The 20,689-nt window shown below is 37.4% G+C and carries 14 protein-coding genes, 1 tRNA gene and 3 pseudogenes; 4 read left to right on the top strand and 14 right to left on the bottom strand.

The features are described 5' to 3' along the window. From amiB to orn, 4 genes are all read right to left on the bottom strand, one after another. The gene (gene amiB, locus AC01GB_RS08590; RefSeq protein WP_474451482.1) at window positions 1-1,290 is read right to left on the bottom strand and encodes an N-acetylmuramoyl-L-alanine amidase AmiB; all 1,290 of its coding nucleotides are present in this window, start codon (window positions 1,288-1,290) and stop codon (window positions 1-3) included. A 14-nt stretch (window positions 1,291-1,304) separates the two neighbouring features. Next, window positions 1,305-1,763, bottom strand: a complete 459-nt coding sequence (gene tsaE, locus AC01GB_RS08585) for a tRNA (adenosine(37)-N6)-threonylcarbamoyltransferase complex ATPase subunit type 1 TsaE (RefSeq protein ID WP_474451481.1) — start codon at window positions 1,761-1,763, stop codon at window positions 1,305-1,307. 1,258 nt (window positions 1,764-3,021) lie between these two features. After that, window positions 3,022-3,097 (bottom strand) — tRNA-Gly (locus AC01GB_RS08580). A 157-nt stretch (window positions 3,098-3,254) separates the two neighbouring features. After that, entirely contained in the window at window positions 3,255-3,800 is a 546-nt protein-coding gene (gene orn, locus AC01GB_RS08575; protein ID WP_474451479.1) for an oligoribonuclease, read from the bottom strand. Between the two features lie 130 nt (window positions 3,801-3,930). Here orn and rsgA point away from each other — a divergent pair, with 130 nt between their 5' ends. From rsgA to mscM, 3 genes are all read left to right on the top strand, one after another. Beyond that, window positions 3,931-4,980, top strand: coding sequence for a small ribosomal subunit biogenesis GTPase RsgA (gene rsgA / locus AC01GB_RS08570; RefSeq protein WP_474451477.1), 1,050 nt, complete (start codon window positions 3,931-3,933; stop codon window positions 4,978-4,980). Window positions 4,981-5,078: 98 nt separating this feature from the next. Next, the gene (gene asd / locus AC01GB_RS08565; RefSeq protein WP_474451475.1) at window positions 5,079-5,996 is read left to right on the top strand and encodes an archaetidylserine decarboxylase; all 918 of its coding nucleotides are present in this window, start codon (window positions 5,079-5,081) and stop codon (window positions 5,994-5,996) included. A gap of 22 nt (window positions 5,997-6,018) precedes the next feature. Then, window positions 6,019-9,363 (top strand): miniconductance mechanosensitive channel MscM, encoded by a 3,345-nt coding sequence (gene mscM, locus AC01GB_RS08560; protein ID WP_474451473.1) that lies wholly within the window; start codon window positions 6,019-6,021, stop codon window positions 9,361-9,363. A gap of 140 nt (window positions 9,364-9,503) precedes the next feature. On the opposite strand, the gene AC01GB_RS08555 is transcribed toward mscM, so the two are convergent. From AC01GB_RS08555 to recQ, 5 genes and pseudogenes are all read right to left on the bottom strand, one after another. Then, window positions 9,504-9,833: a tetratricopeptide repeat protein gene (locus tag AC01GB_RS08555; protein WP_474451471.1), complete on the bottom strand. Its 330-nt coding sequence runs from the start codon at window positions 9,831-9,833 to the stop codon at window positions 9,504-9,506. After that, a complete protein-coding gene (locus tag AC01GB_RS08550) occupies window positions 9,820-10,077 on the bottom strand; it encodes a tetratricopeptide repeat protein (protein ID WP_474451469.1) in 258 nt (85 codons plus the stop codon). The genes AC01GB_RS08555 and AC01GB_RS08550 overlap by 14 nt, the downstream gene beginning before the upstream one ends. Window positions 10,078-10,571: 494 nt before the next feature. Further along, on the bottom strand, window positions 10,572-11,378 hold the full coding sequence (yigL, locus tag AC01GB_RS08545; RefSeq protein WP_474451468.1) for a sugar/pyridoxal phosphate phosphatase YigL: 807 nt from the start codon (window positions 11,376-11,378) through the stop codon (window positions 10,572-10,574). A gap of 17 nt (window positions 11,379-11,395) precedes the next feature. Then, window positions 11,396-12,391 carry a lysophospholipase L2 gene (pldB, locus tag AC01GB_RS08540; RefSeq protein WP_474451467.1) on the bottom strand — a complete coding sequence of 332 codons (996 nt, stop codon included), beginning with the start codon at window positions 12,389-12,391 and terminating at the stop codon, window positions 11,396-11,398. Window positions 12,392-12,405: 14 nt separating this feature from the next. Next, a pseudogene (recQ, locus tag AC01GB_RS08535) lies at window positions 12,406-14,233 on the bottom strand (ATP-dependent DNA helicase RecQ). A gap of 263 nt (window positions 14,234-14,496) precedes the next feature. On the opposite strand from recQ, the gene AC01GB_RS08530 reads away from it, so the two are divergent. After that, window positions 14,497-14,964 carry a thioesterase family protein gene (locus tag AC01GB_RS08530; protein WP_474451466.1) on the top strand — a complete coding sequence of 156 codons (468 nt, stop codon included), beginning with the start codon at window positions 14,497-14,499 and terminating at the stop codon, window positions 14,962-14,964. A 120-nt stretch (window positions 14,965-15,084) separates the two neighbouring features. On the opposite strand, the pseudogene corA reads toward AC01GB_RS08530, so the two are convergent. The 5 genes and pseudogenes from corA to AC01GB_RS08505 form a co-directional block, all read right to left on the bottom strand. Further along, window positions 15,085-16,034 (bottom strand): annotated as a pseudogene (gene corA / locus AC01GB_RS08525) (magnesium/cobalt transporter CorA). 84 nt (window positions 16,035-16,118) lie between these two features. Next, a complete protein-coding gene (gene uvrD, locus AC01GB_RS08520; RefSeq protein WP_474451464.1) occupies window positions 16,119-18,281 on the bottom strand; it encodes a DNA helicase II in 2,163 nt (720 codons plus the stop codon). Window positions 18,282-18,345: 64 nt separating this feature from the next. Next, window positions 18,346-19,062, bottom strand: a pseudogene (yigB, locus tag AC01GB_RS08515) (5-amino-6-(5-phospho-D-ribitylamino)uracil phosphatase YigB). Further along, window positions 19,063-19,977, bottom strand: coding sequence for a tyrosine recombinase XerC (gene xerC, locus AC01GB_RS08510; RefSeq protein ID WP_474451463.1), 915 nt, complete (start codon window positions 19,975-19,977; stop codon window positions 19,063-19,065). Then, window positions 19,974-20,678, bottom strand: coding sequence for a DUF484 domain-containing protein (locus AC01GB_RS08505; protein ID WP_474451462.1), 705 nt, complete (start codon window positions 20,676-20,678; stop codon window positions 19,974-19,976). Before AC01GB_RS08505 ends, xerC begins: the two co-directional genes overlap by 4 nt. Window positions 20,679-20,689 lie beyond the last annotated feature (11 nt).

The raw sequence follows: 20,689 nt of genomic DNA, 5'->3' as shown, positions 1-20,689 counted from the left end.
TCATTTTGGCGCTGCTTGTAAGGGGTGTTGGGTAAAATAATTGCGTAATCCTTGATGAATAGCTACTGCCAAACTTTCCTGATAATCGTCAGAAACTAAAAGGCTCTCTTCAGAAATATTACTAATAAAACCTGTTTCCACCAGAATAGATGGAATGTCGGGAGAACGAAGTACACCAAGACTGGCATGTTCTGGATCATATTTATGGATATTACCAATTTTACTTAATTCTCTCAGTACTTTTACCGCGACAGCATAACCTACACGTTGGGAATTGCCAAATTGTAAATCTAAAACAGCTTGGCTAAGATAAGGAACTGCACCATTTGCTAACGCATCACCGGCACCACCTAATAATTCAGATTGCTTTTCATGTTGTTCAAGCCAATTACCCAATTCACTATTCGCTCTTCGATTGGAAAGCACCCAAACAGAAGCACCTCGGGCACGATTATTAGGTACTGCATCAGCATGAATTGAAACGAGCATATCAGCCGCTTTCTGTCGTGCCACTTCTGAACGACCCGCTACAGAAATAAAATAATCGCCATTACGGGTCATCACTGGCTTAAACATCGGATCTGTCTTTAAATGGTTCTCTAATTTACGCGCGATTATCATTGTTATATTTTTTTCACGATGACCATTTTGCCCAATTGCGCCTGGATCTTTACCCCCATGTCCAGCATCAATTGCCACGACAACTTGCCGAGTACCTTTAGGTAAATTTTTATATATTGAGAGAGTTGGCGAGTTATTGGCTAACTTTTTCTCAGCTCGTGAATCGATTGATAGCAATTTATTGGTTGCTTCAGTTGCGGGCTGAGATGTCTGAGGCTTCGATGCCCCAGCACGATTATTCTTTAAGGTAAAAATTATTTGATAGCGATGATTTATCTGTTCAGCCACCGCACTTGCTTTCACTGCATTTGCCAATTCGATAACAATACGTTGGTACTGACTATTCGATGGCTGACTAGTACGGATCCCTTTAACCAAATTATTATTTATAAACTTCATTGGTAATCCAGATACCTGATCAGATTGACGAAAATCGACAACCAAACGCTCAGGCTCATGAAGGGGAAAGAAGCGGTACTCTGGATTACCGCCAGCAAAGTGTAAAGTGACTTTTGCCTCGGATAAATTATCATTGACGCGAATATTGGATAAAGTTGCAGCCTGTGCATTAGACAATAATAAGTTGCTAAGTATTATCATTGTCATTAATAAAAGAAATACATGAGTTTGCCATCTTTTTATTATATTAATCATCGAAGTCTTCATCATGATTAGTATTCCTATTATGACAATTTTTCTAATAACATTTCCCCATATGTTGATAACGCGACAAATCGTGCTTGTCTTCCATTATTGTCATATGATAGGTAGAGTTCAAGGTCAGCGCATGGTAGCATCCCTTCACCTTTTTTTGGCCACTCCACCAAACATATAGCCTGCCAATCAAAATAGTCACGGATACCCATAAATTCAAGCTCTTCAGGATCAGTTAAACGATATAAATCAAAATGGTAAACAGGATTAGGAGTCAGCAAATAGGGTTCAACTAACGTGTAAGTTGGACTTTTTACATGTCCTTGATAACCTAAACCTTGCAAAAAACCACGACAAAAAGTCGTTTTCCCCGCACCTAAGTCTCCATATAAATAAAGAATAAAACCCTGCTTAGAAAGCTGAGCTAAACGCTGCCCTAAGGTTATTGTTGCCTTTTCATTAGCAAGCAATAATATAAGTTCTTTCATGAAAATATTGCCACTTTTTATAATTTTTTATCTAATAATTTAATTCATAAAATATATCACAAAATACTATTACTTACCGAATATTATAGCGATATTTAATGTTATATTTATCAATAAAACTTACATCATATGCTTATTATTCAGCTAGTTAATCTTTAGCAGTTACTTGCTTTTATCAATATTCTATCATTTGATTTGTACATATTTATATAAAAAAATTAATGTTTATTATGCAATATTATTGTCTTAAACGATTAAAATTATTTGGTTGCGAGAAGCTTTTTTACATCACTAAGAAGGCGCTACAATATATCGAGAAATGGGTAAATATCCGCTATTAAAAAATATTATATTGCCTTAGGTAGTTACACCTTGAAATATATCATTAAAATGATACTTTTATTATAAATAAAAACCTTATCAAAATAATAATAGCGCCTTGCGCGCAATACCTGGTTATTAACATCAGTATTTTCTAGAATAGATACTTCAAGTTTACTTGTGCATAAAATAAAAATGCATTGATCATAAAAAAATAACCATATGATCAATCATCAAAAAATATAAATATTTTCAATAAGTTAAATGGCATTCTTAAAGAAAAGCATCAATAGCGATAGAAAAACGCATTTGCCTGTGGATAACTCTGTGCAACAAAACTAAATAGGCACTGTGTGCCATAACCAAAATTCAATTGTAAATGAATAAGTTATTAAAACATTTTAACTAAGAAAATGTAGCTGTTTTAACCATAAAATTTCTAAAATTAATGTAAATAACAACATCAATTCACCTGCAATACATTTTAAATACTAAAATAATTTCCCTGCCAAGAATGGCACCACATTGTTCACTTCACTGATAAAGTATATGCCGTAACATCACATCGACTTCAAAATTGGGGAAGTGGAATTCTATGCCTAGCAGATACGATTTGCAAGTCCTATGTGCCCGATTTTTCAAATAAATTCTATCTCAATTAGCTATATAATTGTTGACTATTAATCAAGACTGTGACTTCTTTTAGTAACTAACTCTCCTATTTAAAAATAGACGGTTTTTATCATAGTGCAACAAAAAATTTTATTCTTATTATTAAATAAAACCCAAAACAGAAAAATAAAATCCATCAACAAAATAGGTATAAATTGGCCACTAAACTTTAAGTAATTAATAAGCAGAAAGAACAAAAAATATAATAAAAAAAACAATAAATTATATAACAGAATTTTATGCTAATGATGATAAAAGAAGAATTTGGAGCGGGAAACGAGACTCGAACTCGCGACCCCGACCTTGGCAAAGTCGTGCTCTACCAACTGAGCTATTCCCGCATATTTATAACAACAATATTACCAATCAGTATGGGTTGCGAATTATACGAAAAATTATCAAACAGACAAGTACTTTTAACCATAAAAAAATCTATTTTCAATCTAAATGCTGATTAAAACAGCAAATCGCTCATAATCAGCATGATCACAACACGATTTAAAGGTTGATAAAGTGTTGACGATAATAAGCTAATTCTGCAATAGATTCCTTTATATCTTCTAAAGCCTGATGGGTATTTTTTTTCGTAAAACCGGCCAATATATCAGGCTTCCAACGGCGCGCCAGCTCTTTTAAGCTACTCACATCTAAGTAACGGTAATGAAAGTATTTTTCCAACTCAGGCATATATTTGAATAAAAAACGACGGTCTTGAGCAACACTATTACCACAAATAGGTGAAACCCCCGCAGGTAACCACTTTTCTAAAAATGCAATTGTAGCTAATTCTGCTTTTTTTTCATCATATTGACTAGATTTAACTCTATCAATCAATCCACTTTCTGTATGAGTTTTAACATTCCACTCATCCATAAGTGACAACTGTTGCTCTGGTTGATGAATGGCAATCACTGGCCCTTCGGATAAAATAGTTAGATTGGAATCAGTGACAATTGTTGCGATCTCAATGATACGATCCTGTTCCGGATCCAATCCCGTCATTTCCAAATCTATCCATATCAAATTGTTCTCACTATTTACCATGTTATATCCCGGGTTCCATTCTAAACTGATAGCATGCAATACTTAGTGTATGATAGCTTCTTAAAAGCACAACTGCGATAACTCTTGATAATGAATGCAATCAACAAACCAATAAAATTAGTGAGGTCAGGTGGCTAAAAAGAAATTTACCAAAGGCCAACAACGCCGAATACATGCAAACCATCAAAGTAAGCTAAAAAAACAATCTCAGCAAGATATTGATGATAATCAGCTTGGCATTCCCCAAGATGGGTTAGTTACTAGCCGTTTTGGTCAGCATGCAGATATCGAGACAAATGAAGGTGACATTCAACGCTGTAATATTCGCCGAACAATTCACTCATTAGTCACCGGTGATCGTGTTATTTGGCGCCCTGCGCTACATCAGCAATCTAATATAAAAGTTAATGGTGTCATAGAAGCAGTCTATGAACGAACATCGGTCTTGACTCGCCCCGATTACTATGACGGCCTCAAGCCTATCGCGGCTAATATCAACCAAGCGATTATTGTCTCAGCAATTTTACCTCAATTATCATTAGATATTATTGATCGTTATTTAGTTGCCTGCGAAACACTTAATATTGCACCAATGATTATTTTAAATAAAATTGACCTACTCAATAAAGAGAACAGAAAAGAAATAAGTAAAGCAATAAAACTTTATCATAACATTGGCTATGTAGTTTTAGAGGTATCTAGTCATACTAATGAAGGAATAGATACGCTTATTGAAAACCTTATAAGAAAAATATCTATTTTTGTCGGGCAATCTGGTGTCGGTAAGTCCAGTTTGATTAATAACTTATTACCTGATAATGAAGAAAAAATCTTAATCAACCAAGTATCTGATAATTCAGGATTAGGTCAACATACAACAACAACGGCACGTCTTTACCACTTCGCCAAAGGAGGTGATCTTATCGATTCACCAGGAATCCGAGAGTTTGGCTTATGGCATCTAACAAGGGAACAAATAACTAAAGGATTTGTCGAATTCAGGCAATATTTGGGATACTGCAAATTTCGTGATTGCAAGCATTTAGACGATCCTGGATGTGCATTACAACAAGCGGTAATCGCTGGAAAAATAGCAAAATCACGTTTCGAAAATTACCATCGTATTTTAGCAAGCATGGAACAAATAAAACCACGTGGATCTTTTACAGATAATAAATAGTTATAAACATAATTCTGGAATTCATAAAAAGCATAGGTACAATAACTATCTTTTTTTGATTACAACCCAATAACATTAGGATCAGATTAGAGGTTAATGTGCTGGAAAAAATAAAGATCAAATTACAATATCTATTACCAAAACAAGGGCTAACGCAATTAGCAGGTTGGCTTGCGGATCAAAAAGTGGCTGGGTTTACCCAATTCATGATCAAGCTTTTTGCCAAGTTTTATAAAGTTGATATGGCAGAAGCCAAAGAAAGTGAGTTTTCCGCTTATTCCACCTTTAATGAATTTTTTACTCGCCCATTAAAACAAAATATTCGTCCTATTGTTGCAGGTAGTAATCAACTCGCTCTACCAGCCGATGGTGTAATAAGCCAATTAGGATTAATTATGGATGATCAAATCCTACAAGCTAAGGGTCATTCTTACAGTTTAACGGCATTATTAGCAGGTAATTATATACTGGCCGAGCAGTTTCGAAATGGTTTTTTTGTAACTACTTACTTATCTCCACGTGACTATCATCGTGTCCATATGCCTTGTGATGGCTTACTAACTGAAATGATTTATGTCCCTGGTGATCTCTTTTCTGTTAATCAACTGACTGCAACAAACGTCCCTAATCTTTTCGCCCGTAATGAACGTCTCATCTGTATTTTTGAAACAACATTTGGAAAAATGGCTCAAATTCTAATAGGAGCAACAATTGTTGGCAGCATAAATACTAGCTGGCGTGGCTGCGTCAATAATCAACGGGAAGGAATTATCAAACGTTGGACTTACCCGGAAAAAGATAAAACAGGTGCAGTTTATCTGAAAAAAGGTGAAGAAATGGGAAAATTCAAACTGGGTTCAACTGTTATCAATTTGTTTGAATCTAACCATATCAAACTTAATTCTGCTCTAGAGCAAGGATCCGTCACTCGAGTAGGTGAATTATTAGCAGAATCAATTTATCCAAATACTGAGGAACAGACCCATCAACAAAATTTAATTGATGGATCTGAATAATTTTATCTGAGGAAATCATATTGTGCGCCTGATAGTCGGCATTCTATTTAGTCTCTTGTTCATCACGATACCTGCATTTGCAGCAATTAATCTTGATGAAATACAAACTAAAAAAGAGATTAAGCAACTTGAAGCAAATAAAAATTCAAAAAATGCAGAGATTATTCAGGCATTACAAGTTGCCCTAAATTGGTTATCAGAGGCACAAGAGTCAAAGAAAAAAACCCGCGCTTATCAAGAAGCAATTGATGATTTCCCTAAAATCATAAAAGAATTACAGCAACAATTTCTTATTGAAAGCAATAAAACAGTTACTATACCAACCAATATAACTATCCTCGAACTTGAGCAACGTATTGTTCAGGCTAGTAGTCAATTACTTGAGCAAGGCAGACAAATTCAGCAAGAACAAGATAGAAATCGTGAAATTAGCGACTCTCTTGTAACATTGCCTCAACAATTATTAGAAGCTCGCAGGCTGCTTTCTGACTCTACCGTAAGACTACAGTCGCTGCATTTTCCGGTTTCCCCTTTAGCTGAAGCACAATATAACTTAGCACAAACAGAAGTCACAGCAAGAAAGTCAAAAACCAATGAACTAGAAATAGCACAACTTTCAGCCAATAATCGCCAAGAAATTGCTCGCTTACGCATTGAGCTTTTTAAAAAACGTTATCAGCAAATCGACCAAGAGCTTCAACAACTGCGAAATCATCTAAACTTTCAGCGCCAACAGAAAGCACAACTGGCACTTAAACACACTGAAATGTTAGCTGCTCAAGGGGGAGAGCTTCCCAAATTTTTAACAGCCCAATTGCAACTAAATCGTAAATTATCACAACGACTTAATGAACAAGCATACAGAATAAATGATATTGAACAAAGGCAACGCCAAACTTCCAGTGATATACGAACCGTTCGTCAAGCGCTTGGGACAATTCGTGAACAGGCCCAATGGTTAAGCAGTTCAACTACTTTGGGTGAAGCATTACGCGCACAGTTATACCATTTGCCAGAAATTCCCAAAAATCAGCAAATTGACAGAGAAATCATCAACAAACGAGTTGATCGCCTTCAGTATCAAGATATGTTGGAAAATCTCGATTCCAACAATAAAGAGAACGAGGAAAAGCAAGCCGAAATAAAAAATTTGACGCCAGAACAAACGCAAATTTATGATTCACTCATCCAAACCCGGAAAGAATTATTAAGCTCAATAATTTCTGGTTATGACAGTGAAATATTGGAATTAACTAAGCTTTACGTTGCGGCAAACCAGTTAACCGATTCATTAACAGATATCAAAGATGCGACCCATCGCTATATGTTCTGGATTGCGGATACCGATCCTATAAGTCTCAACTATCCAATTACCATAGTAAAAGATCTGACTCGCTTACTATCATTAGATACGTTATCTCAACTCAGTGGCGCAATTAGAGTTATCTTCGCAAGTAAGGATACTTTGTTATACCTGCTCGCTGCTGTTACTATCGTCATTTTTAGCATTAGTACCCATCAGCATTATAATAATTTTCTTCTTCGCGCTAGTACCCGTATTGGTAAAGTAACCCAGGATCGCTTTGCTCTAACCTTACGAACCGTATTTTGGTCTATTCTGATAGCACTTCCTTTACCTATTTTATGGTCAGCGATTGGTTACGGCCTTCAAAGCGCCTGGCAATTCCCTATGGCTACTGCTATTAGCTCTGGGGTGAGGGCAACAACACCGGTTTTATGGGTTTTTATGATTAGTGCTACTTTTGCACTACCAAACGGATTGTTTATTTCTCATTTTGGCTGGTCAGAAGAAAACATAAAAAGGGCAATGCGTTACTACCAATTATCAATTTTTGTCATAGTACCATTGATGATGGCCTTGATTACGTTTGAATATTATAACGACCGTGAATTTGCCCCAAGCTTAGGCAGACTATGCTTCTTATTACTGTGTATTGCGCTAAGCTTGATTACCCATAACCTCAAACGAGTAGGCGTACCGCTTTATCTAGATCGCCACGGCTCGGGTGAGAATGCAATTAGCAATATGTTGTGGTTATTATTGATTATAGCGCCAATTTTTTCTGCGGTTGCGGCATTATTGGGTTACCTTTCAACATCTCAAGAACTTTTAGCCAGGCTGGAAACCTCTGTTGCAATCTGGTTTTTCTTACTGATCATTTATCACATTATCCGCCGCTGGATGTCTATCCAACGGCGTAAAATTGCTTTTGAAAGAGCAAAACAGCGTCGCGCTGACATTCTCGCTCAACGAGCAAAAGATGAAGGTGACAATAATAGTAGTGGCGAAGGCTTAGCCGATATCGAAGAAAGTGCGATTGACTTAGATACAATCAGTGCACAATCTCTGGGACTTGTGCGCTCTATTCTCACTATGGTAGCGTTAGTCTCACTGATTTTAATTTGGTCTGAGCTACACTCAGCATTCTCTTTTCTGGAAAATATCCGGCTTTGGAATGTAACTACTACGGTAAATGGTGTAGATACCATTCAACCGATCACCCTCAGCTCACTATTTATTACTATTCTTATTATTATAATTACAGCACAACTAATTAGAAATTTGCCGGCATTGTTGGAACTCGCCCTGTTACAACACCTTGATTTAACTCCAGGAACTGGCTATGCAATCACCACCTTGACTAAATATACTATTGCGCTTATAGGTAGCTTAGTCGGGTTTTCCATGCTTGGTATTGAGTGGTCAAAACTACAATGGTTAATTGCCGCGATGGGTGTTGGACTTGGCTTTGGGCTACAAGAAATCTTTGCCAATATCATTTCTGGTTTAATGATCTTATTTGAGAAACCAATTCGTATAGGCGATACCGTCACTATTAGTGATTTAACAGGCAGTATTACCAAAATCAATACTAGAGCAACAACCTTAACAGATTGGGATCGCAAAGAAATTATTGTTCCTAATAAAGCCTTTATTACCGAGCAATTTATTAACTGGTCGTTATCCGATACTATCACTCGTATTGTTTTAACCATTCCAGCGCCCGCTGATGTAGATAGTACCGAGATCAGTCAGATATTATTAAATGCCGCCGAGAAAACGCCGATGATTTTAACTAACCCGGCACCTGAAGTATATCTAGTTGATTTACAACAAGGTATTCAAATCTTTGAATTACGTATTTATGCGGCAGAAATGGGGCACAGAATGCCTGCCCGCCATAAAGTTCATCAAAATATATTAATCGGTTTTGCACAACATGGGATCACGCTACCATTTCCGCCCTTTCAAGCCCGAGTTGATATTGCCAGTAATAATCTATTACGAAGTGCAACAAAAAATACATCTGGGCGAAAGCCGGCAAGAAAAGCCGGAGAATTATAAATTACAATCAACTTTGGCCGTTTAAATAACAGATAAAATTATGTAAAAATCAAACAAAATATATCATATTTATTTTTAACATAAATATAATATTATTTTAATATATAACGGATTTAATCTAGTTATCAGTTAATTTATTTTTAATCAATTTGGGTGGGGTACTTTTTAATATAACGTTCAGCTAACGCCTGCGCTGCCTTCATTTCTTTATCAGAAAACAATTTACCGATCCTATCATGAAATTTTTGACTTTCTTTATTACAATTACAAGCTGCGGTAGCTAACCATGCATAGGCCATTTTATTATCTTTATTAACACCATGTCCCTCTGCATACATGACACCTAAACGATCCTGAGCTTTGGCATATCCCTGTTTTGCAGCGTGTTTAAACCAATAGACGGCTTTTTTATAATCTTTTATCACACCGTTGCCAATACTATACATTAATCCCAAATTAAACTGTGCCAATGCATAACCCCCCTTTTGATGCTTGCTCATACCAATATGCTGCTTCCGGTAAATTTCGTTTCACACCTAATCCATGAGCATACATGGTAGCCATATTGCTTTGCACACGAACATGCTGCTGGATTGCTGCCCTTTGGTACCATTCTATTGCCCGATCATAATCACGCCTAACACCAAAACCATTAACATACATAGTCGCGAGTCTAAATTGCGCATCTGCATTACCTAATTCAGCTGATTTCAAATACCAAACGACAGCCTGTTTGAAGTCCTGAGAAATTCCTTGTCCACGGAAATATTTTTCCCCCAGTTCATACTTAGCTTTGTCATTACCTTGTTCAGCTAATTACTGTAATTGCGTTATTCCATTAGATTTTGTAGTTGTTATATTAGCAGATACTAAAGAACCATAACTTATTATTCCTAGCGTAAATACCAGAATTAATTTTCTCATATCGCCAGCTCCTTTTTATAACTAACGCTTCAAAAATTATACTAAGATATTAATCTTAGTATCCCTTTATTTCACACTATACAAATCACAACTCAAAAATAGATTTAAGCAATTTATTTTCCATAATATAAATCATAATAAATCTTGAAAATTCATTATTAATTAACCTGTTGATATAATTAAAAACGGAAGCACTGCAACAAATTAATAATAAATTATCCTGTTATTTTCTAAAGTGAACTTCCGTAACCTCAATTTACATGGTTTTTATCTACGCCAAATATTTAAATACCACTATAAAGTCGACGTAAATAATAGGAAACGGCTTCTTCTTCATTAGAACCAATAATTTCCATATCGGGTAAATTATCTCGTAATAATTGATGTGAGTTTTTCATAATGCAGCCTTTTCCCGCCATGGTTAACATTTCATAATCATTCATTCCGTCACCAAAAGCGATACAATCCTGCAAAGTATAGCCTAATAAATCCGCTACCTGCTTTAGTGAATTTCCTTTGGAAACACAACCATTCATAACCTCTAGACAACATGGTAATGAAAAACTAACGTTGACACGATCACTCCAACGATTTCTTATTTGTTCCTGCAATAGTAGTAACTGCTGATGATCTTCGCAAGTAAAATAAACTTTGCTCACATCCGTCGTCGAAAAATTATCACGCTCAAAAAATTGATAGTGAAAAACAGACTCTTGAAAATATGCTTTTTGCTCCGGACTCTCACGATTAATTAACCAATTATCGCTAGAATAGTAGTTGGTCAGAATATTTGGATTATCAAACTCCATTAAACAGAGCTCATGAACAATATCAGGATCAAGATTATGCGTTAAAATCAGCTCTCCATTGGTGTTATGTACCCTAGCGCCATTAGATGTGATCATATAAGCATTAATCCCTAACCCATTACGGATCTGATCAACATCAATATAGTGGCGACCCGTAGCAAAAATGAAATGAATATTTTTTTCTGCTAATAATTTCAACGTTTCTTTTGTATAAAGGGGTAAAGTGTGGTCAGGAGACAGTAAAGTACCATCTAAATCTGAAGCAACAACAGAATACGTCATTGTTTTTCCTTGGTTAATCAATGTTGATCAAAAAAATCACAAATTGCATTAAGTGCCATGGCACGTAATGCATCGTTTTCAAATAATATTTCATGGTCTGCCCCTTCAATAATTAAAGGTAGCTTTTCCTCTCTTCCCATCTGCATTTTTTGCCGAGCGACACAAAATCTCTGGATATCCCGATTACTAACGACCTTATCTTCACTCGCTTCTAATACCATCAGCGGAACCTCAATCTCTGCCGCTTTTTCAATTAAGCTAGCACCAAACTGCAGACTCTCCCCAATCCAATGATAAGTTGGACCACCAAGACGTAATTCAGGATAATCGGCATAATAACGTAAATAACGCCGATAACGTTCATAACTATGGGTCAACACATTAATAATAAAGGGTAATGGCTGCCATCTACCGGTTGATACTGCATAATCATCACGGGTATTGGATCTCGCCTCAGCACATTGAATGATAAAATTTGCCAACCAACGTGAAACCGGTAAATTAATGTCTATCATTGGAGCACATAAAACCGCAGCATTAAAAGTCAGACTATCTCTCAGCAAATAACCCGCAAGAATAGCCCCTCCCATTGAATGGGAGAGTGCATAACAACGTGAATAGTGTCGTGACTTGATCTCAAGAGAAATAAAAGATTCAAAATCATCAATATAATCAGTAAATTTTTCGACGTGCCCCTTTTGCGGATCGGCCAACATTCTTCCCGAAAGGCCTTGTCCACGATGATCTATGATAAAAATATCATAACCAAGATGATAAAGATCATAAGCGACTTCAGGATATTTTACATAGCTTTCACTACGCCCGGGCAAAATAACAATCGCTTTATCATGCTGAGCAGAACAAATTTTTACATAACGAATAGGAATATTATCAACGCCAATAAATTCTGCTTCATCATGCATCTTCCAAAAATCTAAAAGCGGACCATTAGCAAACGCTAAAAACTGAGATTCACGTGTCAGCCAACTCGCTTTTAGCATGTCAGGCGTCATAATTACTCCTAAACTCATTCAAAATCTGCCAGATGATCGCGAATCAATGTCATAAATGCCTCACCAAATCGTGCTAATTTTCTTTGGCCTACACCATTAATCAACAGTAGTTCATTCGGCCCGACAGGGCATCGCTCCGCCATCTCTATTAAAGTTGCATCGTTAAAAACCACAAAAGGTGGAATATTTTCTTCATTAGCAATCACTTTTCTTAATTGACGTAATTTAGCAAATAATTTTTTATCATAATGGCCTTGGTAGTTTTTATTTTGCTGATTACGGCTTTTTTTTCGATAAAACTCTAGCAACAGCCAATTGTAATGGTACCTCGCCGCGCAATATCGGCCTAGCTGCTTCTGTCAATTGTAATGCTGAAAAATGAGCAATATTTTGGTTCACTAAACCCATATGAATAAGTTACCGACACACACTCACCCAATGCTCATGACTCTGTTCTTTACCCAAGCCATAAACTGGCAACTTATCATGATCAAATTCACGTATACGTTGATGATTTGCGCCGCGCAAAATGCCAACAATATAGCCGATACCAAAACGCTGCCCTGTCCGATAAATACAAGAAAGTACTTTCTGAGCATCAATTAGGCCATCATACCGTTTCGGTGGATCTAAACAGATATCGCAGTTACCACAAGGTTGCTGTCGATTTTCACCAAAATAATTTAACAATACTAGACGGCGACAGGTTTGTGTCTCGGCAAAAGCACTCATGGCATTTAGTTTATGGCGCTCAATCTCTTGTAATTGCCGGCTCGCTTTTCCGCCAAACAACGACGCAACCAAGATAAATCAGCGGGATCATAAAATAAAATGGCTTCTGCAGCTAAGCCGTCGCGTCCAGCTCTACCGGTTTCTTGATAATAAGATTCTATATTACGGGCAATATCAAAATGGACGACAAAACGGACATTAGATTTATTAATTCCCATACCAAATGCCACCGTTACAACCACCACTTGCAAATCATCTTTTTGAAAAGCATCCTGTACTTTTGCACGTTGTGTATTATCAAGACCCGCATGATAGGCCGCCGCACTCAAACCCCGTTTATACAATCGTTCAGCTGCCTCTTCAGCTTTACTACGGCTATTACAATAAACAATACCGCTGTTACTCTTTTGTCCTTTAATAAAAAAACCAAAGCTGATCAAGAGGCTTGTATTTTTCTACTAAAGTATAACGAATATTAGGTCGATCGAAGCTACTGATATGGACAAGTGGTTCACACAGTTCAAGCCCGTCAATAATATCATTACGCGTTGTTTGATCAGCAGTAGCCGTTAAGGCAATAACTGGTAACTGTGGAAAACGACGCCGCAATTGCCCTAATGCTCGATACTCAGGGCGAAAATCATGTCCCCACTGTGAAATACAATGAGCTTCATCGACAGCCAATAAAGCCGAATTTAATTTCGGCAATTGATCAAGAAAATTATCCATAACCAACCGCTCTGGGGCAATATAAAGTAATTTTATGTTGCCTTGCCGACAATGCTCAATTACCTGCTTTTGCTGTTGCCCGGTTTGGCTTGAATTAAGATAACTGGCTTCAATACCATACTGAGAAAGCTGATCAACTTGATCTTTCATTAATGAAATCAGTGGAGAAACTACTATGGTTAAGCCAGGTAAAATTAAAGCGAGCATTTGATAACAGAGAGATTTTCCTCCGCCGGTTGGCATGACGACCAAACAATCTTGATTTGTAAGTATAGTATTAATAATTTGTTCTTGGCCTGGCCGAAATTGCTGATAACCAAAAATCTGCTGTAACACTTGCCGAGCCGGGGATGTAATATTGATAATTTCCGCAGTAGACACTGGTATCCTTAATAAACGTGACTAATCAATTTTGATAAAAAACGGTAAATAAATATATGCTACCTGACTCTGATAAGAATTACAGCATCCTATTAATTTCCGCTATAAAATAAAGAGGTTAGAAGAAAAAAAGTCACTCTTTATTATGCCAAATAACCATTTATTTTTTACCTATTCATAAAGCATAATCATAGAAAAATTGCCAACCTTTGCATAATAACAATCGTTGATTAACATAATATCTAATAATTAAGAGAATATTTATGAATACGCCTGCCCCTACATTGGACGATGCACAGAAACTTATAATTGGAAAATATCTTCAAATGCAATTCAACCAATTATTAGGTCTTGAGTTGTTATCCTTTGATAACACCCAGATCAAGTTAATTTTTAACAACAAATCACAATTGATAGGAAACTTTGAACAACAAATCCTACATGGTGGTGTAATTGCTGCAGTGTTAGATTTTGCTAGCAGTGTAATTTGCTTTTGTAATGCATTAAGTCGAATAACTTCATTGTCAAAAGAAGCGCTCAGAGACCCTTTATCTGCCTTTGCGACCATCGATTTGAATATTAATTACTTGCGTCCAGGTCGTGGTAAAAAATTTATTGCGAGTGGAAAAATCATTCTCACTAGTAATAAGATTTCTGTTGCCCGGGCCGAATTACATAGTAACGAAAATAAACATATCGCAACAGGTATAGCCACTTGTTTCGTGGGTTAAATATAAATAACCAAGCTAAGACCATAATAAAAATCTATTTTAAATAAACGTCATATGAAGCTTATGTTATTAAGCTGGCCTTTCTACTTTACTCAAGTTATCTTTATTTATCTGATAAATTCAGAGCCAATTCTTACGTTTAAAATAAAGATAAGGTGCCAGCCCGGCAATAATCATCAATATAATTGCTGCCGGATAGCCAAAACGCCAGCCTAATTCAGGCATAAATTCAAAATTCATACCGTAACTGGACGCCACTAGCGTCGGCGGTAAAAAGACCACAGAAACAACGGAGAAAATTTTAATAATTCGACTCTGCTCAATATTAATAAAACCCATTGCCGCTTGCATAAGAAAATTTACTTTTTGAAATAATGATTCATTATGAGGTAGCAGTGATTCATATCACGTAAAATATCTCTCGCTTGCTCTAATTGACCTGCCGGCAATCTTGCTCGGCGGATCAAAAAATTTAATGCTCGTTGACTGTCCATCAAACACAACCGCACTTTCCAGCCAATATCTTCTTGTTCCGCTAAATTAGAAAGTGCGCTATCGAATTCATCACCTTGTTTGCCTTCCAAAATAATCCGGCTTAACGATTCCAATACGCTATAAATATTTTCTATTACATCAGCAAGTTGTTCAATTTTGGTTTCAAATAAATCTAAAAATAATTCATAAGCATTAGCATCGATCAACTTTTGACTTCTTGAACGCATACGATACAAACTACAAGCCGGCAGATCACGCTCCCGTAAGGTATATAAACGGCCATCACGAAAAGTGAAAGCAACCGTCGAATTACTAACATATTCATCACTATCTTGATAATAAAAAAATGAATGAATATGTAAACCATCCTCATCCTCAAAAAAACGAGCCGATGCTTCAATATCAGTTAATTCAGATGGGATTACTAATAATTGTTTCAATTCAGTTTGTACTGTTTGCCGTTCTTTTTCATCAGGCTCCATTAAATCAACCCATACCGCATCGGTTAGTTTTTCACCTTCATCAAGCTCAAGGCGAGACAAACGATGGTTGTCTAATTTAAATGCCAGCAGCATATTATGGCGCCTCCTTCAGAACCCCAAATAGCAAAATAATAGCCAGTTAATTAGTAACAAAAATTCCCATACTTCAAGCGTTCTTTATTGCAACTCTAATTTAGCATAAGCTGCAACCAACCATTTGATCCCTTCGCCCTGAAAAGCTATCTGCAAGCGGCAACGCTCACCATCCCCTTCCAAATTAATAATAGTTCCTTCACCAAACTTAGGATGACGAACCCGTTGGCCTAATGCATAGCCACTATCATTTCGATTAATTGGGGTACCAAGTCGTTGATGCCTAATAGGGCGAGAAACCGTTGCACGTAAACGAACTTCTTCAATACATTCAGTCGGTAATTCGGCAATAAAACGCGAAGGACGATGGTAGACTTCTTTACCATATAAGCGACGGCTTTCCGCATAAGTAAGCGTCAATTTCTCCATGGCTCGTGTCAATCCAACATAAGCCAATCGCCTTTCTTCTGCCAGCCCTCCGCTCTCTTCCGCACTCCTTTGGCTTGGAAACATACCTTCTTCCATACCAACAATAAAAACCAATGGAAATTCTAAACCTTTTGCCGAATGTAGCGTCATTAACTGAACGGCATCTTGATGTAACTCCGCCTGCCCTTCACCGGATTCCAACGCAGCATGAGACAAAAATGCTTGCAGTGGCATTAAATCTTGATCTTCTTCTTGATAACTAAATTGACAAGTAGCAGTGACTAACTCCTTAAGGTTTTCAATCCGCGCTTGCGCTTTTTCGCCTTTTTCTTGCTGGTACATCGACCGCAGACCTGAGTCGCGGATCACGCGATCAGTTTGAACATGTAACGGCATATCCGTCGTTTCTTTAGCTAATGCATCAATTAGCTCAAGAAACCGTTCAATCGCCCCGGCCGCCCGACCTCCAAGGACTTTTTCAGCTAATAAATATTCACAACTTTCCCAAAGCGTGAGTTGTTTTTCATGCGCGGCCTGACGAATAGTGTCTAAACTTCGTTCGCCGATACCTCGAGTTGGTGTATTAACAACTCGCTCAAATGATGCATCATCATTACGGTTAGCAACCAAACGTAAATAAGAGAGCGCATCTTTAATTTCCTGCCGCTCAAAAAAGCGTTGGCCACCATAAATACGATAAGACATTGAAGACTGTAATAAGGCTTCTTCAAGCACTCGTGATTGTGCATTGCTGCGATAAAGAATTGCGCACTGCTTTAAAGCACCACCTTTCTCATGCCATTGTTTAATGCGACTAACAACATAACGCGCTTCATCTAACTCGTTGAAGCCACAATAAAGCGAAATAGGTTCACCATCAGCCCCTTCTGTCCAGAGATTTTTTCCTAACCGGTTATTATTATTAGCAATCAGTGCATTAGCCGACTTCAAGATATTGTTAGTCGAACGATAATTTTGTTCTAGCCGAATAGTTTCCGCCGCCGGAAAATCTTGCAAGAAACGTTGAATATTTTCTACCTGTGCGCCACGCCAACCATAAATTGACTGATCGTCATCACCAACAATCATCACCTTGCCAGTATCACCGGCCAAAATACGTATCCAGGCATACTGGATACTGTTGGTATCTTGAAATTCATCAACCAGAATATTGGTAAAACGTTCACGATAATGTTGTAGTATATGCGGTTTCTTCAGCCACATTTCATGGGCACGCAATAAAAGTTCAGCAAAATCAACTAATCCGGCCCGATCACACGCTTCCTGATAAGCCTGATAAACTCGCAGCCACGTTACCTCTGTTGGATTGCCATAACTTTCAATATGCTGTGGCCGCAAGCCTTCATCTTTTTTGGCATTGATGTACCACATAGCCTGACGTGGTGGCCACTTACACTCATCCAGATTGATGGCCTTGATAATTCTACGCAATAAACGATATTGATCATCACTATCTAAGATTTGGAAATCTTGCGGTAAATCGGCATCCAAATAGTGAGCCCGCAATAGACGATGCGCCAGGCCATGAAAAGTTCCTACCCACATACCGCCTTGATCGCTACCTAATAACACATTAATACGATGACGCATTTCAGCCGCTGCTTTATTGGTAAATGTCACCGCCATAATCAAGAAAGGCGAAACCTTATCAACCGTCAGTAACCAGGCAATTCGATGAACCAGTACCCGTGTTTTACCACTACCTGCGCCAGCAAGTATTAACATATTCGTTCGAGGAGCAGCAACAGCTTCGCGTTGCTTAATATTTAAGTTTTCAAGTAAATATGAGGCGTTCATGGTTACCATTAAATTAAGAGAGCAGTCAATAAATCACTACTGTGTTTTTAACCAGATGAGAAGATTATATCAGCGCAATGAGTGAAGCTAAACCGATGATCTCAATATGAGGTAATATGTCATTCTCATTGGTGGCTAGTAAGTTGCTACTGTTAGTATTGATCTAACAAGCTTGCATGCCACTATGTAAAGCACCTTGGATATCGGTTGTTAAATCATCACCAATATGTAAAATTTTATCCACTACAATATTAAATTTCTGCGCAGCAAGATAATACATATCACTAAACGGTTTAGCGCGTCCATCTGGCCCCGCTTTTAAAACAAATTGAAAATAATCGCCTAATCCACAAGCATACGGATCTGCATTGCCATTAGTAATAACCGCTAGTGGGAATTTTTCGGCTAAGGTAGATAAGATTTTATGGGTCACGTCTGGGACTACGATTTGACTAGGCCAATAAGAAAAGTGTACCATTATATCGTCAGCACCACTAGCAGATCCTTCTCGATCGTAACCATACTGACAAAGTAACGCCTTGACTGCTAACCAACGCCACTGTGTAACATCATGATAAATTTCAGGATATTGATTAACAATTAACGTTTGATAGTTTTTCAAATCGGCAAATTGAAGTTTATTAAAGCGATCGTCATAACAACGAATAAAATTTAATAATTCCTGTTCAGTTTTAGCAATAACAGGGCGATTATCATACAGTGTATCATCCAAATCAAAGGTAATCGCTGCAATAGAAGTTAATTGCCGATAAACATGCATTCAAGGTTTCTCCCTTTTTGCCCTTGGATGAGCCACATCATAAACCTTGGCTAAATGCTGAAAATCTAGGTGAGTATAAACTTGAGTGGTAGAAAGATTAGCATGTCCTAGTAACTCTTGAACTGCCCTTAAATCGCCACTTGATTCCAGGATATGAGTAGCAAAAGAGTGACGAAGTTTATGAGGATGAATGTGATTTCTAACATTCTGACGAATTCCCCATAATGCAAAACGCTTTTGTACATTCCGAGCGGAAATACGTTTTCCTCTTTGGATTGAGATAAAAACAGCTTCGTCTTGCTTAACATATTGCTGGCGCATCTCAAGCCAACGGATTAACCATTCTACCGCAATACGTCCTAATGGTATCTTCCGTTCTTTACTACCTTTTCCCATAAGCCAAACTTCACCATTAGGTAAATCCAGATGTTGGCAATTCAAATTAACCAGTTCCGATAAACGGAATCCTGCGCCATACATCACTTCCAACATGGTTCTATCACGTACAGATAGCGGATCTGCTAAATCAATATTTAACAACTGATTGACTTCATCTACATCGATATTTTTTGGTAAATGGCGTTTATTTTTCGGCGTTCTAACAGTTTTAGCTGAATTAGCGGTTAATATGCCCTGCTCAACTAACCAATTTAAAAAACTTCTTAATGACGAAAGACGCAAAGCGAGAGTCGCTGCCTGTGATCCTTGTCGGCGACATTTTGCAACCATCATACGAACATGTGATGTTTCTAATTGCGTCCAATCATTGATGTTCATATTTATAGCCATGTCCATTAACATGACTAATTGGCGTTGATAATTAATAATCGTCACGGGGCTTAGCTGCCGTTCTACACGTAAGTAACGCAAAAAGTCGTCAATTCGCTGCTGCAAGCTTTGCCGTGTTGAATTCATGCACGAGTTACCCAACGTAACAGCAAATCGGGCAATAATTTGGCTAAGTGGTCAAGCATTGTCGTTCCCATCCCTTTTTGATAATGCTGAGTATCGCGGCTACTAAAGATCACCATCCCTAAATTACCATAAAGACCTAATAAAGAAATAGCCACCGAACCGACATGATTTGCGTCTGGCATTAATAATAATATTTCTGGATTATTTAACGTACCAAGATAATGATTTTTTTCACCAAATCGCTGAATACGAACAGGCTCAAATGCCTGACGAGAAATCATAACTTTTTGCGCATCCATTGGTATGCCTAGCTGCCAACAATCACTAAACAAGCGAATATAAGCACCGCTCAAACCAAAACTTCTTGACCAGGCATATAAACGTCGCTGCAAATCGGCAAAATCATCTGCCGTTGATAGCTGAATAACCAATTTTAACAGTCGATTAAATAGTATTTCATTATTGCGCGCCTGCTCAACCAATAGTTGCATATCCTGTTCCAGATTTTGGATATAAACTCGTTGACGTTTCATCGACCATTCAACTAATGAAACCGCATGATGAACCGGATGAGGAACCCGTATCTGTTCAACAGCAGCTGCATTGCGAATAAAAAAATGAGGATTGCTTTTTAGATATTTTACGACTGCCTGATCATCTAACAGAGGTTGAGGATCAAATGCTGCTTCTTTTTTATCCATAATAAAAGACC

The organism is Candidatus Arsenophonus phytopathogenicus (genome assembly GCF_056113345.1).
Note: the sequence above shows the minus strand (reverse complement) of the source record. Positions and strands in the feature narration are given on the sequence as shown.